This is a genomic window from Paenibacillus sambharensis (assembly GCF_003233845.1).
Taxonomy (GTDB): Bacteria; Bacillota; Bacilli; order Paenibacillales; family Paenibacillaceae; genus Paenibacillus_I; species Paenibacillus_I sambharensis.
The window spans coordinates 1-16,943 of sequence record NZ_QKRB01000010.1 but is presented as its reverse complement, the minus strand read 5'-3'; the positions used below and the strand labels follow the sequence as shown (position 1 = coordinate 16,943).

General features: G+C 51.2%; 10 protein-coding genes and 2 pseudogenes. 4 read left to right on the top strand and 8 right to left on the bottom strand.

Going from position 1 to position 16,943, the window contains the following annotated elements:
* Positions 1–186 carry a hypothetical protein gene (locus tag DNH61_RS01125; protein ID WP_111144869.1) on the top strand — a complete coding sequence of 62 codons (186 nt, stop codon included), beginning with the start codon at positions 1–3 and terminating at the stop codon, positions 184–186.
* A gap of 66 nt (positions 187–252) precedes the next feature.
* On the opposite strand, the gene DNH61_RS01120 is transcribed toward DNH61_RS01125, so the two are convergent.
* The 3 genes from DNH61_RS01120 to DNH61_RS01110 are packed head-to-tail and all read right to left on the bottom strand — an operon-like array spanning position 253 to position 4,993.
* The gene (locus tag DNH61_RS01120) at positions 253–906 is read right to left on the bottom strand and encodes a hypothetical protein (RefSeq protein WP_111144868.1); all 654 of its coding nucleotides are present in this window, start codon (positions 904–906) and stop codon (positions 253–255) included.
* A 24-nt stretch (positions 907–930) separates the two neighbouring features.
* Positions 931–1,356 (bottom strand): hypothetical protein, encoded by a 426-nt coding sequence (locus tag DNH61_RS01115; RefSeq protein ID WP_111144867.1) that lies wholly within the window; start codon positions 1,354–1,356, stop codon positions 931–933.
* A 19-nt stretch (positions 1,357–1,375) separates the two neighbouring features.
* On the bottom strand, positions 1,376–4,993 hold the full coding sequence (locus DNH61_RS01110; RefSeq protein ID WP_111144866.1) for an AAA family ATPase: 3,618 nt from the start codon (positions 4,991–4,993) through the stop codon (positions 1,376–1,378).
* 503 nt (positions 4,994–5,496) lie between these two features.
* On the opposite strand from DNH61_RS01110, the pseudogene DNH61_RS26655 reads away from it, so the two are divergent.
* Positions 5,497–6,105: pseudogene (locus DNH61_RS26655) on the top strand (3-keto-alpha-glucoside-1,2-lyase-like domain-containing protein); the annotation flags it as partial.
* Positions 6,106–6,213: 108 nt separating this feature from the next.
* Positions 6,214–7,383: pseudogene (locus DNH61_RS01105) on the top strand (right-handed parallel beta-helix repeat-containing protein); the annotation flags it as partial.
* A gap of 94 nt (positions 7,384–7,477) precedes the next feature.
* Here the strand turns inward: DNH61_RS01105 and DNH61_RS01100 are convergent.
* From DNH61_RS01100 to DNH61_RS01080, 5 genes are all read right to left on the bottom strand, one after another.
* Entirely contained in the window at positions 7,478–9,700 is a 2,223-nt protein-coding gene (locus DNH61_RS01100) for a sensor histidine kinase (protein ID WP_111144864.1), read from the bottom strand.
* Positions 9,678–10,370, bottom strand: coding sequence for a response regulator transcription factor (locus DNH61_RS01095; protein WP_111145038.1), 693 nt, complete (start codon positions 10,368–10,370; stop codon positions 9,678–9,680). Before DNH61_RS01095 ends, DNH61_RS01100 begins: the two co-directional genes overlap by 23 nt.
* A gap of 289 nt (positions 10,371–10,659) precedes the next feature.
* Positions 10,660–11,220: a hypothetical protein gene (locus DNH61_RS01090; protein ID WP_111144863.1), complete on the bottom strand. Its 561-nt coding sequence runs from the start codon at positions 11,218–11,220 to the stop codon at positions 10,660–10,662.
* Positions 11,221–11,387: 167 nt separating this feature from the next.
* Positions 11,388–13,775, bottom strand: a complete 2,388-nt coding sequence (locus tag DNH61_RS01085; protein WP_111145037.1) for a phosphoketolase family protein — start codon at positions 13,773–13,775, stop codon at positions 11,388–11,390.
* Between the two features lie 227 nt (positions 13,776–14,002).
* A complete protein-coding gene (locus DNH61_RS01080) occupies positions 14,003–14,725 on the bottom strand; it encodes a GntR family transcriptional regulator (protein WP_111144862.1) in 723 nt (240 codons plus the stop codon).
* Between the two features lie 212 nt (positions 14,726–14,937).
* Between DNH61_RS01080 and DNH61_RS01075 the strand changes: the two genes are divergently transcribed.
* The gene (locus tag DNH61_RS01075; RefSeq protein WP_111144861.1) at positions 14,938–16,815 is read left to right on the top strand and encodes a sensor domain-containing diguanylate cyclase; all 1,878 of its coding nucleotides are present in this window, start codon (positions 14,938–14,940) and stop codon (positions 16,813–16,815) included.
* Positions 16,816–16,943 lie beyond the last annotated feature (128 nt).

The following is a 16,943-nucleotide window of genomic DNA, read 5'->3' as shown; positions in this document are numbered from 1 at the left end:
ATGAAAAAAGAGGAAGTTGAAAAGCTTGTCTGGCAGCTTCGGCCGATTATTTTTTTCATCGCAATCATTGTAATTACGAAGCTTGGCACACTGCTTATTAATGGAACTGTGGGATTGGTTGAGACAGCCCACCAGCTGGGTTACCAATTCGGCTCGCTTCTGGAGCGGTATTTTCACTCCAGATAAGGGAATAGAAGGCCGCCTCCTGCACACAAGGGGGCGGCCTTCTATATAGCTAATACTAAACTTGACCTATGGGGCAGCACTTGCACCGTTTAACGTAATGGTATATTTATTGGAAGAACCAACTGGCGCAGCATTGAAGTAGGCGTTGTTACTGATCGCGCCTGGGAACTTTACGCCGTACGTAATTCCGCCCCCTCCGTCTTTCACACCGATAATCTCCACGACAGATGGTACCGGAACACTAATGGCAAACGGGTTGTTTAACAGCGTCAGGTTCTCAGCTATGATGACTCCGTCCGCCTTAACGGTTACCACATCTCCATCTTCCGCAGCAAAATCCCAGATCAGCATGCGGCCAGCACCCGATTCATCATTCATGGCTATGGTATAGTCACGCGGTGTTAAGCCCGTCCCTTCATCGGTTGAAGCTAATACAGCACCTGCCGATATGCCTTTACCAATGCCGCTGCGTATATCGTTTACACTTACCGTAGACTTGTTCTCGAAGAAGAAAAAACCTGCCAGAAGGATAAGTGCCGTTATTCCGATCCAGTACCGCTGCTTGTTTGTCCCTTTGCCTAATGCCCGCTGTTCCCGCTCATCTGCCTGAGCCGGATCGCCCTGCCGGTCGCTTCGGCCAGTATACCCTCCGTTTACCCCTCTTTGTTCGCTAACTCTCTGTTCCCCGTGTTCTCCACCTTGTTGTTCATTACCGGCCATCTGCATGGACTCCTTCTCATAAGCTTAATGATGATCTGCATGATTGTTAACGGGGTGCTTCCAGTACAAGAGTGACATAAGCAGCCGGATCGCGATGAACAGAGCCGCTGCAATTCCAATTGCCCAGCTCTTGGAATAGGCGCCATGGTCAGCCCAATCATTCAGCACTAAACCGCCTGCAGTAAGAGCTGCACTTGTATAGATAGCCATCTGCATCAAGGGAAGCAGTATGGTCACCTTCCGGTATGGACGTCCCAGAAACTCGCTCTTCATAGCCAGATAGACCCATAATGCCAGCAGGGATAATACAACAAAAGAAAAAGATGCTGACGGGACTTCGTACTTGATCACCTGCTTAATGCCGTCATACAGCATGAAAGGTGTGAAGAGCGTTACGATGATCAGAATAAGCATAATAGGATGATAAACGATCGCAACAAGCCACTTCATGTAAATTCTCTCCCTTGTTCTACCCTTCAATATCCTCCAGTGTGAGCATGGACAGTTCTTCGGCCGCCGCATCTGCCTTCTGGCTTAACCGCAACGCGTGCTTGCGTATTGCTTTCTCTACCAGATTGCGCACAAGTCTGCCGTTGCCAGCCGTACGGTCACCCTGATAAGTCTTACATACCGCATAGAGCTTAGCCTTTGCCCTGCTATCCAGCTCATACCCTTGTGAATTCAGCATAAGACTCGCGATGTGCAGCATTTCCTCCGTTGAATAATCCGCGAAGAGAATGATATTCGGGAATCTCGACCTTAACCCTGCATTACGATCCAAGAAACGTTCCATATCCTCATCGTAACCCGCCAAAATAACGATCAGCCTATCGCGGTAATCGTCCATGGCTTTGACGAGCGTATCAATGGCTTCCTGCCCAAACTGGTCACCCTCTGCCAGGGCATAAGCTTCATCCACGAATAACACGCCGCCGAGCGCACGTTCAATAACCTCCCGGGTCTTTAGTGCTGTCTGGCCTACATAGCCGGCAACCAGCCCGGAGCGGTCTGTCTCAACCAGTATATCCGTCTTAATGACCCCCAGCTCCTTGAAACGCCGGGCCAAAATGCGGGCAATCATCGTTTTACCTGTACCCGGATTGCCTTTAAACACCATGTGAAGCGTTTGGGCAGAGGCTTTGGGCAAGCCCAGCTGCTCCCGGCGTTTGGCAACTTCAATCTGTGCGGACAGACTCCGCACGAACTCCTTAACGGAGGCCAGTCCGACTACATTATCCAATTCTCCCAGAGCACTGCTTCCGTCTGCCCCCGCTGCCAGCTCATCCGCCAATCCAAAATCATCCGCGGTCAGTTCAGTCAACTGCTCTGCCGTCAGCTCGGATTGCCCAGCCAGCCGCTCAGCCTGCTTCCGGATAGCTTCCTCGAGTGTGTTGCGAACCATCCGGCCATTTCCCCCGTCTTTCTTGCCGGGAATTTGCCGTTCGCGAAAATGTGCGGTCAGCAGCGAAGCAGCTTCTGCAGCCAGTGAAAAACCGCGGCCTTTAGCCATTATGGTGGCTATCAGCTGCATTTCTTCAGGTGAGTAATCGGGGAATTCAATCTGCAGCGGAAAACGGGATGCCATACCTGCGTTAACCTGTACAAATTTTCGCATATCCTCTGTGTAACCAGCCAGTATGACAACCAGATTACCCTTATGAAGCTCGATCAGGCGGACTAGCGTATCTATGGCTTCTCTTCCAAAGCCACCGCCCTGCACTCCATCCTGCGCAAGTGCATAGGCTTCATCAATGAATAGAACACCGCCAAGCGCTGATTCAACGACAACCTTCGTCTTGGCTGCTGTCTGCCCGACATACTCGGCAACGAGATCAGACCGGTCGACCTCGACTAAATGTCCTTGCTTCAGGTAGCCCATAGATTTCAGCATGCTCGCCAGCAAACGGGCCATCGTAGTCTTCCCTGTACCCGGATTACCCGAGAAGATCATGTTGAGCGACTGCCCCGTATCCACTTGAATTCCGGCTTCCTTCCGCCTGCGGTCGACAATGAGCTGCTTCTCCAGTGTACGGACAAAAGTCTTGACCTGGTCGAGCCCGACTATGCCGGCCAGCTCTTTCTCAATATTGAAGGCTTCCCTTTCGCCAATCCCGAAATCCGCTCCTGTCAGCAGCTGCAGATCAGAATGCTCTCCAGCCCGAAGACCAGCAATACGCGTCGACTGCTTGCGGACAGCCTCCTCAAAAAGATTGCGGACAAGCCGCCCATTACCGCTGTCATTTCGTCCCGGTATCTGTTTCTGCTCGAATAGCTCTAGCAGGCCTTTATGTGAATTGTCTTCAATCCGGAAGCCGTTAGCGCCCGCCATGTTAAGCATGATCTGCAGCATATCGTCCGGCTTGTAATCCGGGAATTCAACAATGAACGGGAATCTGGATCTTAGACCTGGATTGGAACGCAGGAATACCTCCATCTCTTGCGTATATCCAGCCAATACAACCACCAGGTTATCCCGGTGATCCTCCATTGCCTTAACAATGGTATCAATGGCTTCTAGACCAAAGGTATCGTGGTCATGGCGCGCAAGGGTATATGCCTCATCAATAAACAGCACGCCTCCAAGCGCTTCCGTAACCTTTGCCATGGTCTTGGGAGCCGTGGAACCAACGTATTGCCCAACCAGGTCCTGCCTGGCCACCTCGACAAGCTGTCCCTGTGACAGCAACCCGAGCGACTTGAGGATACGGGCAACCAGCCGGGCCATGGTTGTTTTGCCTGTACCCGGATTACCGGTAAAGACCATATGAAGGGCCATAACCATCGAATTTAGGCCTTCTCTGGAACGAAGCTTATTTACCCGAACCGTCTCCATTAGTTCATGAACGAACGATTTCACAGGTTCTAGTCCTATTAATGCATCCAGCTCATGCATGATATCTTCCAAGGTTTCCTCGCGGATAAAGGTTTGTGCCTTGACCGGAACCCGGATAGACTCTGCTGCGACATAGAAAGTCTCATCGGAGTACTCGATCCGGACATTATCGCCGTACCGGAGTTCATTTTTGGCTCGCAGACCGGACAGGACAATAACCAATTCCTCCTCAATCCAGTTCTGCACAGCTTCCGCATAGCGATTTTCCTTTATTGCAATACCAGCCAGCGCAGCATACACCTCCGGTTGAACCGATATTGCTGTTTGGGTGCTGGCAGACCACTCCTCGACGGCTTGTCCAACCAGCATTCGGGTGATTTGCCTCATGGCTGCTTCATCTATGGATGAAGAAATAGCTGCTGCCTGAATGCACTGCAGAACAGGGGCTGAAATTTCACCTGTCAGTTCAGAAGGAATCGTATCACTTGGTGAACCGTCATTTACCCGTCCATCCAGGTAGAAGAGAAGAAAATAATCAGCAGCGTTGATTCTTACTCCTTCTTTGGTACGAACACTGCCATCAGCCGCAAGCTTAGCCACTAGACTGAGGACAGCCGGATTCGCTTCTTTAAATCCCCGGAACATCACGGTTCCCTCAGGTTCCTGAAAGGCCGCTGCCATATCTTGTATGAAATTCCCTGATATCTCGTCCGCTTCATAACGGCTGAGGTCGATGTCGCGTAAATGCGGCGTAGATGAAAGCTTGCTTGCATGCAAATCGTTGACCAGCCACTCCACGGCTGTCTTCTTGCCTGTTCCAGCATTGCCGGCCACTAGTATGACATTCCTGGCTTTATTCTTGCGTCCCTGAAGATAACCCTGCTTATAGGCAGCTAACAGATTCCGTACGAACGGCCCTTGGCCCAGGACATGACGGTTAACAACCCTCTCTGCCTGCTCGAATATCCGATCCAGCTCTGCCGCGCCTAGAGCATTGCGTGCTGCTTCCTCATCCCGCCTCTGCGGCTGATTATGCGGATGCTGTACGTATCCACCGGGCAGTGAAGTCTGCAAACCGGCTGGGTGGGTCTGAACCCCTCCCGTATGCTGCCGGCCCGCTGTCTGGGCCTGTCCAGCCGGATTTCCGGAAACAGGGCGTCTGTTAATAAATCCCCGGCTTCGTACAAGTTGAATGAGTTGGATTTCAGGTAATAGGAAGGTGAGTGTCTTCTTTATTGTTGTCCGGATCTTCATGCTCCCGCAATTCCCCCCGCGCAGATCAAAACCATCGTAGTGTTTTCTATATTATACCATCTAATTCGACATGATAGTTTATAAAAATATATAAACCGACTCTCAATAGGTCTTTTATTTCGACAAAATCGGGCGAGTGTCATCCTGTCTGGATTTACGTCCGCAGCTTGGGAAATGTCCGTTGTGCTTGTGCTGCCTCCACTGTTATATCGGATTTTTAAACGGAATTTACCGACTATTTCACTATTTGGACACAATTGTATGCGCTATCATATAGCTAAGGAGCTGTTACGGGTTACGAAATACGTACATTGACGGGCGAAGACGTCAAGACCTCACCGCCCATCCATTGGCTCCGAAGGACAGTCGCATTTGAGCCCCAACATGCTGAAAGGAGGAGGTTGCAGACCGCTGAAATCTGCTGCTAAGGTTCATTGCTTTGAAATGCTGGACTTTACAGTGGAACTAGAGCTGCCTAATTGTAAACCTAGGGAGGATGAATAATGGAGAAGACTTGGATGAACAAGAAGAAGAAGACATTCCGGACGGCTGCTTCCGTCCTGTGCCTGACACTCGCTGTTCCTTTCGTAATGGTGGGTTCGGCAGCGGCCGGAACACCGTTCAGCGACGATTTTAACGATGGCAATGCGTCCGGATGGACGGCAACAACAGGAAGCTGGTCCGTCGTACAGGACGGCGGCTCCTATGTGTATTATGAGTCAAGCACAAGTGAAGGCCGCACGCAGGCAGGCGACCAGTCATGGACCGACTACAGCGTGCAGGCAAGAGTCAAGGTAGAGGACTTCAACGGGACGAATCGTGCCTATGTCGCTGGGCGCTATAAGGACGGCAACAACTACTATGCGGCTTCGCTCTACAACAGCAGCGGCGGCAAGCTGGAGATCCGGCGGAAGGCCGGCGGCTCCTCTTCCACACTCGTCTCCAAGGCATACCCGCTGTCGGCTGGCGTCTGGTATACCGTTAAGCTGGAGATGAGCGGCTCGACAATCAAGCTGTATGTCAACGATGTGCTGGAGCTTACGGCAACCGATTCCACGTTGACCTCGGGCGGAGTGGGTCTTGTCTCTTACAAGACCAAGACCAAGTTCGATGATGTGGTCGTAACGGACAGCGGCTCAACGCCAACCGATCCGGGTCCAGGACCTGATCCTGGCACAGACCCGGATCCCGGAACAGACCCGGATCCAGAGCCGGATCCGACTCCTGCTGACGGCGACCTCTTCGTAGCGCCGAATGGATCGGCGGGCAGCTCCGGTACACAGAGCAGCCCGACAACACTTGAGTCGGCTCTCTCCCGGATTGCACCAGGCAAAACAATCTATATGCTTGGAGGCACCTACCGCTTCTCCTCTACCATTACGATTGAGCGCGGCAACAATGGCAGCGCATCTGCCCGCAAAGCGATCGCCGCTCACGGCAGTGAGAAGCCCGTGCTGGATTTCTCCGCCCAATCCTTCGGATCGGCTAACCGCGGGCTGCAGATGTTCGGTCACTACTGGACCGTTAAGGGCATAGAAGTGACCGGTGCGGGTGACAACGGCATCTTCATCGGCGGCAACCACAACCGGATTGAGAACGTTGAAGCCCATCATAACCGAGATACTGGCATTCAGATGGGACGTTACGCCTCTACGGCCGCCCAAAGCGAATGGCCGCAGTACAACGAGGTTATTAACTCGTACTCCCATGATAACTTCGACCCTGATAACGGCGAGGACGCCGACGGCTTCGCGGCGAAGCTTACGGTCGGACCGGGCAATGTGTTTGACGGCTGTATTGCCGCTTACAATGTGGATGACGGCTGGGACCTGTACTCGAAGTCCGAGACAGGCGCCATTGGTGCGGTAACGATCCGCAACAGCATCGCTCATCATAACGGCCAGACCTCGGATGGCACGTCGACAACCGACAGTGACGGCAACGGCTTCAAGCTGGGCGGGGAGAAGATCGCGGTCGACCACATCGTAGAGAACAGCATCGCCTTCCAGAACAAGAAGCATGGCTTCACCTACAACAGCAATCCGGGAACAATCCGGATGAAGAACAACACCTCCTGGGACAATGGCCAGAGCAACTTCGCCTTTGATATCGGCACCCATCAGTTCATCAACAACCTGTCGCTTGGCGGCGGCTCAAGTGACAAGACGAGCGGCACTGATGTAGACGGCAGCAATGTCTGGTGGAAGAATAACAAGAGCGTGAATGCCAAGGGTCTTCTGGCAAGCAGCGAGGACTTCGTCAGCCTGACGCCAACTGTGAACCGCAATAGTGACGGCTCCCCTAGCCTGGGCAGCTTCCTGAGCCTGACCGGCGGAAGCGACCTGAAGGGTGCAGGTACACCTTCCGGCACGAATATCGGAGCACGTTAAGGGACGGACTTAAGACACAGTAAGAACACAACAAAGCCGGGATTCCGCCACTTAAGGCGGCTTCCCGGCTTCCCATATGCGTCTGCCTATTGATCTATCTGCCCTCCAGGTCCACGGTGATTATAACCTTGAACAAATCGCCATCCACGTCAATGTCCATCTGGGCGTCATGCAAATCCATAATCGATTTGGCAATGGCAAGCCCGAGACCCGAGCCTTCCGTATGCCGGGATGCATCGCCGCGCTTGAACCGCTCGAACAACTCGTCGATATTCTCACTCAGCTCATACTTCGCCACGTTCTTGAAGGTGATAACCGCTTGGCCGCCCTCAATCTTCATCGAAATATACACCCGCGTGTTTTCCAGCGAATACTTCAGACAGTTGCCAATCAGATTGTCGAAGACACGCCACAGCTTCTGGCCATCCACAATTGCCACGACTGGTGTATCCGGGACTGAGGTCCGGAACTGCAGTGCCGAAGCATTGATGGCTTCTTCATGCTCCGCCAGCGCCTGCTCCAGCAGCTGCACGAGATCTACCCTTTCCCTGGCAAGCTCAATATGCCCGCTGGCCATCTTGGTAGCCTCGAACAGGTCATCAATCAGCACCTTCAGGCGCTGCGATTTCCGGTCCAGGATCTCCACGAATGCGGACCGGTCCTCCTCGGACAGGTCGCCTTTTTTGAGCAGCTTCGTATACGTAATGATTGAGGTAAGCGGTGTCCGCAGGTCATGGCTGACATTCGTAATAAGCTCCGTCTTCAGCCGCTCGCTCTTGGCCTGTTCCTTCTGCGATGACCGGATCCCGCCCTTCATTATGTTGATATTCCCGGCCAGCCTCGCCAGCGCCGATCTCCCCTTGACCGGCAGGTCCTGCTGGTAATCGCCAGCAGCCATAAGAGACGACTGATGGACAATCTGATTAAAGTAACCGATTCGCCGGACCATCGCCACTAGAATGGGGAGACCAAGGAAAAGGAGCATCAGCGTGTAGATAATGAAGACTTCTGGCTCCGGCTCTATCATCAGAACGGCAAAGCCCAGCCCCATGATAAAGACGAACGCCATCATCATGATCCACTGCAGCGCAATTGATCTGACCAGGAAGACATCCTTAAGCTTCTGGTACACCTTATGGACAAATGCCCTGCGCCAAGCACTGCCCACCTCCGGCCAGCTGCTGAATTCCCGCTTCAGCCAGATCCCCTGTATCAGGACGAGCGATACGAAGATGGTGCACACCACCAGATGAGTAAGCGAATCGGTTATGATGCCATAGGCATCCTGCCTATAGAAATTACTGTCTGCCGATAACAGCAGCGTGCCTGTCAGCAGGCCCAGAAGAATGAGCACAACCGCTCTAATATCAAGCGGAATTTGCCGGTAGTAGGGCTCCAGCTTCTCTAAGCCAGCCACCTCAACATACGAGTGCTTCCTTCTCCGGTATACAATGATGCTGTACACAAAAGCTGCAGCCCCCATGATGGTATAGATATAGAAGGCAAGGCGTTTGAATCCATAGTCATAATAGTTTACAAGTACGTAACTGTTTTCCGGTGCCGTATTGGATATTCCGATTTCACCGGTGAACACGCTGCCTCTCCTCGAAGCATCAATAAGCTCGGCCAGTTCGCTGGAAATACCGTACCAGAATGGCCGGCCCTCAATACGCAGCGGTTGATACCGCTGGACAAACAGCATATGCTTCGGTTCTATGCCCTTATCCGCCCGCTCTTCAACCTTTGTATTGGTAAAGACTTTGCCAGTTTCCGCCTCTGTGAAGTAATAAGTAAAGGCCGCTAAATCTTGAACAGACTCGGACTTCAAGCTTTCAAACTCCTTGTACTGCTGGTCGATTCGCTGCTCCTTCTCCTTGACGATCTTCGCCTTCACATGGTCATCACTCTGAAAGTTCTCGGTAATATCCTGTATCTTCCGGTCACGCTCCGCCTTATAAAAGGCCGCGACCTCATCTTCACCCGATGCCCGGGCTTCCTCTATCTGACCCGCATACTGCTGCTTAATACTCGCAACCTGCTCGGACAAATCCCCATAGCGGTAACGATGCTCCTCAATCTCCTCGGGAGAGACCGTAATCTGCTGCTTCAATTCCTCCTTGGAGAGTGTGTTCAGCTCATACAGGCTCAGATAGTCAATGAACCGGTCCAGCTCCATCCTGAACTCAGACGTATTGAAATAATTGTTGCGGATATACATGCTTCCGTCCGAGAACAGGGTCAGAATTCCGCTCATTCCATAGGTAAACAGCAGCAGCCAGGCCGCGAGGAGCGCTTTATTTTTCCATCTTGTATCCAATTCCCCATACCACCTTCAAAAATCTCGGATTCTTCGGGTCAATCTCAATCTTCTCCCTAATCTTGCGGATATGGACGGCTACCGTATTCTCGGCATTAAAGCCCGGCTCCTTCCACACCCTTTCATAGATCTCGCTGATGGAGAACACCCTTCCTGCATGAAGCATGAGCAGCTCTACAATCTTGTATTCGATCGGCGTGAGCTTCACGACCTCGCCATGAACCGCTACCTCCTTGGCCGTCTGGTCCAATGTCAGCCCGTTCAGGTTCACCAGCTTCTGCGCGCCATCGTAATGGCCCAGTGTCACATACCTTCTAAGCTGAGATTTCACCCGGGCAAGCAGCTCAAGCGGATTAAACGGCTTCGTGACATAATCGTCCGCCCCGACCTGAAGTCCCCACACCTTGTCCATATCCTCACTCTTGGCACTCAGCATAATAATCGGGATATTCTTGCTCTCCCTGATTTTGAACGTCGTGGTGATTCCGTCCTGCCTTGGCATCATGATATCGAGAATAATGAGGTGAATATCCTGTTCATTCAACACCTCAATCGCTTCGATCCCATCCTGAGCCTTCACCACCGTAATGCCTTCATTCTTCAGATAAATCTCTATAGCGTCCCTTATTTCCTTATCATCATCGACGACCAGCACACGATAGCTGTCCACCATGTCTGCGCCCCCTCTCTTGTCCCATTGCTGTCTCTTCTGTTCGATAATTCCATTGTAAAGACCGATTCCTAATAGTTAGCGAGGATAAATCTTAAGATTGTTTTAAAATTGCTGCCGCTGGCCTTTCGCAAACAACGAATAAGGCCATCAGCTGAACACAGCTAACGGCCTCTTCGCATGCCGGTGAACGGCACCTGTCTTTTTCATAAGTTTAGCATTACTGCCAGCGGTTCGTAAAGGAGCCGGGAATACGGCGCATGGGTGTAGAATCAACTTCCGCCGGTATCTATCCGTAGATCTTACTGCTCTCCATACGGCCCAGCAGACGTGGATAAAATTCATCGAACGGGCGGTAATCCTCTACCTGATCGAAGCCAAACGCCATCGCCTTAAGCTGGTTGTTAACAAGATAATTAAGCAGCAGGTAGCTTGAGATCCTCTTGAAAATCCTTGGCCCCTCTTCCGGGTCCATCAGCTCCATCATAGGTCCAAGCAGCAGGCCGTCAGGAGAATCCGGATACAGAAGACCGTGCTCTCTCATATAATCGAGCTTCTCCTTGCTTCGTGCCAGATCCTTGGCCGCTGTAATTGAATTTACAGGGATAACGTGCGTCTGCCGCTTATATTTGATCATGAGCCGGTCGGCTCCGATATAGAGCTTCACCTTGGCCGGTGCAGGTACGCCCGGCACGCCGCCCACATGATAAGCGCCGCAGGAGGCAATGGCCCCCATTTCAATCAACTTATTCTGGGTGTGATGCTGGTCCCAATAGCCCAACAGAATAATAATTAAAGATACGATAACCAATGCGCAAACAGCCGTTATGATGAGTCCGATGATTTCCACCCCTTCACCTTATGCCATTACCGGTTCCCCCAGTATAACCCTGTTCTGTTAATTCTGTGTGAAATCATTAGACGCTGTGACTACCACCCGGGTAAAAATAAACAAACCCTGGCGGATTTCCCACCAGGGCTGCTTTACTCACTCTGCACAGATACAGTTAATACGCCTTACTTCAGTGCTTTCCATACCCAGCTTTCAACTTCCGGCAGATCAATACCCTCTTCACGAATGTAACGGTGATGCTTCGCGATGATGGCATCCATCTCTTCCACGATTGCCGTATACTTGCCAGCGTCCGGCAGGTTAAGAACCGCTTCCTTCACGAGGTCAAACCGGTCCATCTGATTCAGGACACGCATATCGAACGGGGTTGTGATGTCGCCGTTTTCCCGGTATCCGTGAACATGCAGGTTATGGTTCTGGCGCTCAAAGAACAGATCCTTGATCAGGCCTTCATAGCCGTGGAAGGCGAAGACAATTGGCTTATCCTTTGTGAAGAATTGCACAAACTCTTCGTCGGACAGACCGCGCGGATCAAGCTTCTGGCTTCTCAGCTTCAGCAGGTCCACTACGTTAATATAACGGATCTTGAGATCAGGCAGCTTCTCATTCAGGATCGAGATGGCAGCCAGTGTTTCCATCGTCGGCTCGGTACCGGCGGAAGCGAATACGACATCCGGCTCCTGGCCTTTGTCCGTACTTGCCCAGTCGATGATCTTCAAGCCTTTGTCCACCAATTCCTTCGCTTCATCAGCTGAGAACCACTGCGGACGCGGATGCTTGGATGATACGATCAGGTTGATCTTCTGGCGGTCATTCAAGATCGTATCGAAGACAGCAAGCAGGGAGTTGGCATCGGCAGGCAGGTACTCACGGATAAACTCCGGCTTCTTGTCTGCCAGGTGGCCGAGCAAGCCAGGATCCTGATGCGTATAGCCGTTGTGGTCCTGCTGGAACACCGTCGAAGTCGCGACAACGTTCAGCGAAGGGATATCGGCACGCCATCCCTGATCGGTTGCCTTGCGCAGCCATTTGAAGTGCTGGGTGATCATCGAATCAACGACACGCAGGAAGGCTTCATAGCTGTGGAAGAAGCCGTGACGGCCTGTTAATACGTAGCCTTCCAGTATGCCTTCCGCCTGATGTTCGGACAGCTGCGAGTCAATAACACGGCCGTAAGGAGCCATGAATTCATCGTTTGGTTCAATAATCTGGTCAAGCCACTGGCGCTTCGTGACTTCGAATACCGGCCCCAGCCGGTTGGACATCGTCTCATCCGGTCCGAAGATCCGGAAATTCCGGTTGTCTTCATTAAGCGCGACAACGTCTCTAATATATTTACCGAGCACCGCCATATCCTGTGCAATTACTTGGCCCTGGGCAGAGTTATCAAGTACATAATCGCGGAAGTCAGGCAGCTTCAATTCCTTCGTCAGATTGCCCGCATCCGTAACCGGATTCTTGCCCATACGTCTATTGCCCTTCGGAAGAATCTCCGCAATTTCAGGCTTCAGCCGTCCTGTCTCGTAATCGAACAACTCCTGCGGGCGATAGCTGTTCAGCCACTCTAACAGAGCTGGCGCATGCTGCATATTCTTCTGGTCAACCGGAATTGGAACCTGGTGCGCACGGAACGAGTTGGTGTTCGGCACGCCGCCCCATTCCTTCGGACCCGTCCAGCCTTTAGGAGAACGGAACACCAGCATCGGCCATACCGGACGTGTCTGATCATTGTTTTCCCGGGCATTCCGCTGGATAGCTTGAATTCTTTCAATAATGGCATCCAGTGCTTCTGCCATAGCCGGATGCATATGAGCCGGATCTTCACCTTCAACGAAGAATGGCTCCCATCCCATACCTTTGAAATAAGCGGTCATCTCTTCATTGGACATGCGGGAGAGAATTGTCGGGTTGCTGATCTTAAAACCATTCAAATGCAGGATTGGCAGCGCTGCGCCGTCAGTGATTGGGTTGATGAAACGGTTGGAGAACCAGGAAGCCGCTAACGGACCAGTCTCTGCCTCGCCGTCACCGATCACAACAGCCGATATCAAATCCGGGTTATCAAGAATTGCGCCTACACCATGGGACAGAGCATAGCCTAATTCGCCGCCTTCATGGATCGAGCCTGGTGTTTCTGGAGCGGCATGGGATGCAACACCGCCAGGGAATGAGAACTGCTTGAACAGCTTCTTCAGACCTGGAATGTCCTGCGTGATCTCCGGATAGATCTCGGTATAGCTTCCGTCAAGGTAGGAGTTCGATACCATAACCTGGCCGCCGTGACCTGGTCCTTCGATATAGAACATGTTCACATCATACTTGGTGATGACACGGTTCAGATGAGCATAGATAAAGTTCTGGCCCGGGATCGTTCCCCAGTGTCCAATCGGCTTGATCTTGACGTCTGAGTCTTTAAGCGGCTCCTTCAGCAAAGGGTTATCCTTCAAGTAAAGCTGTCCTACCGAAATATAGTTGGTTGCCCGCCAATAAGCGTCGAGCTTATCCAAATACGTCTTTGATGAGTAGTCAACATTCCCGGCTGATACTAGCATCTCATCCACTCCCATGTTGTTCATTTGATTTCTAATTCTCTATTTGCGATTGCATCTTATCGTTTCGCTATTAGAATACATCTTTTCGAACAATTGATGCGTATCAATATTGTGAATTTTGGAACATAGTCGGTGAATAAAAAATCACAACCCCTACCCCAAAATTGAAGGAAAAGCCGCCCCACAGAAAAAAAAATAAGGCCCACGTTAACCGTGATGGCCTTATTTCATTGAACAGATACAAAGGTATTGAACTTTAAATATTTGTAGTGAAACCGCATATGGGAATACTCAAAGGGCGTCCCGTTGTCGAGGAAGAAGATGCCCTCCATAATGCCGACCGGCTCATTGTCCTGCAGGTGCAGCAGTTGCCGGTCCTCCGGATTAGACGGCTCTGCGAAGATGGACAGGAAGGACTTCGTCACGGATAGATTCCGCGACTCCTCCAGGTAATTAAATATCGACCCCTCGATAATCGTCTGATTTAAATCCTGTACTATCTTGATGGGAATATAGCCGGTCTCGATCATGAAGGGCTCCTCATCAAACAGGCGCAGGCGGACAATCTTGTAAACAAAATCATGAGGCATCAGGAACAGCTCCTGCTGCAGCTCCTCTGTCGGCGGGATCACCTCGAAGCTGAGCACCTTAATCCTGGGCTTCTTGCCGTTCATCTGAAAGTTATCCGTTACGCCGAGATTGGAACCTTCGTAATTAAAGATCGATTCGTTCTTAATATAGAGCGGATTGATATACGTTCCTGATCCGCGCTTCTTGAAAATAATACCTGCATGCTCCATCTTGGTCAGAGCCCGCTTCACCGAGCTGAGACTCACCTCGTATGTTCTGGCAAGGGTACGCTCATCCGGCAGCCTCATATCCCGGAACTGCCCGGCAAAAATCCTCTTCTTCAAGTCATCCGCAATCTGCTTATAGACTAGCTCTCCCATGCCGTGCTCCCCTATCCAGGTGTCGTTTACCGCTAATTATAGCGCAACTGAAGGCGAATAACTGCCCCCTGGCGGATTGGGAAAAGTTAATTTTCTTTGACAGTGTGTAATAACGCCAACGGGAAACATTAGAATTGCTGGCGCTTGCAGGGAATTTGTCGTTCTGCGTCGAATTATGCGGGTGAAAACTCGAACAACCAGAGAGGAACATCATGATGCGGCTTAAGCTATGGATAGGAATCGTGTTGATGGCGGTCGTTTTGCAAGGCTGCAATACACTGCCTCCCGAGAAGGGCGTTAATGCAATAGACGGGATACTTGATTTATCGCATTGGAGCACTGAAGAGACCCCTCTAATTCCGCTAGAGGGCTCCTGGATATTTTATTGGCAGCACCTCCTTACGCCAAGCGACTTTGAGCAGCAATCCGGCGTCCGGCCGACAGGCATGATTGTCATGCCGAGCAACTGGGAGTCCTATCTTATCAACGGCAGACCCCTTCCAAGAGAAGGCTACGCAACATTCCGTCTTAACGTGTACAACGGGCCCTCCAGTGATGTGCTCGGACTTAAGGTACCCGTCATGTATTCCAGCTACAAGCTCTGGGTGGATGATAAGCTGCTCTCCCGCAACGGGCAAGTAGGTATTAATAAGGAGACAAGCGTTCCGCAGAAGAAGCCTATGGTCGTCTATTTCTCGCCTGAAGACAACAACTTTACCATCACCCTGCAAATATCCAATTATCATGAATATTCGGGCGGAATGTGGGAACCCGTTACGTTAGGATTGTCCAAAGATATTCATGCCGATTATGTAAGACAGGTGATCTCTCAATCCTTGATGATCGGCATACTGCTCTTATCAGGCATTTATCATCTCGGGCTTAGCCTCTTCAGAAAGACGGACTCCTATTTTTTCTATTTCGGACTCTTTTGTGTGGTCGCAGCTCTTCGCTACATGATGGTAGGCGATGTATTCCTGACCAAGCTTGCTCCCTCTATTGACTGGGGCTTGGCTATGAAGATCGAGTATATCAGTCTATACCTCCATGTTCCGCTGTGGGGAATGGTGATGTACCGTTTATATCCCAAGGATTGCTCCCGGCGGTTTATTGCCTTCTGCACCTTGGTGGCAGCGGGGTATACCGTTCTTACACTGTTCCTGGAAACAAGAGTTTATTATCAATTCCTGATCTATTTCCAGCTCTTGATGATCCTGGGTGCACTCTATTCCTTCGTTGTCATTCTTAACGGGGCCCGGAGGAAACGGGAAGGTGCTGTTTACGGCTTCATTGGCATCCTGTCACTACTTGCGTGCATTATTATTGATACCTTCGGCTTCATGCTGAAATATTCCGGCTTGAACCTGTACCCGGTCGGTATTGTCATATTCATTATTAGCTTCTCTCTCATGATCTCGAAACGCCTCTCTGCCTCCCTCAGCCTCTCGGAGCAGCTGACGGCTGAGCTGTCAGAGTTAAATCACGAGCTGGAGCAGAAGGTCGAAGATCGAACCAGGGAGATACAGCATTCCCATAATAAGCTGATGGAGCTTAATCTTAAGCTTGAGCAGATGGTGCTTGTAGATGGTTTGACCTCTATTGCAAACCGTAAGCATTTCGATGAGTATTTCGAGGAACAGTTCACGTTATGTGCTCAGCGAAGTGAGCCATTAACACTTTTCTATATCGATATCGACGATTTCAAGCGCTACAATGACCGGTATGGCCATCTGATGGGGGACGAATGCCTCAAGCAGGTCGCGCAGACTCTGCACGAACAGGTATCCGTATTGCCCGGCGGGTTAGCCGCCAGATACGGCGGAGAGGAATTCGTCTGCATCCTTCCAGGCTGTGATGGCCTCCAGGCAGAACAGCTGGCAGGTGAGCTTAACCGCCATATTGAGCAGCTCCATATTCCGCATATGGACTCCCAGGTGTCGGGTGTTGTAACGATTAGTATTGGCTTAACGAGCGTAATTCCCGGACAGTCCCTGAACCCGAAGGATATCCTGGAACAAGCGGATCTGGCGTTATATCAAGCCAAGTCAGCCGGAAAGAACCGGCATGTCCGCTTCTCCGCTTCATTCTAACGAAGTAATAAAACTTTCATGACCCTTTCTGGCTCACAGGCTATGATGAAAATGTCATCATAGTCTTTTTTCTCTTTCTGAAATCCTTCATACTAAGGGTGAACCGGCCAGTTCGTGGCTTTTTGCGG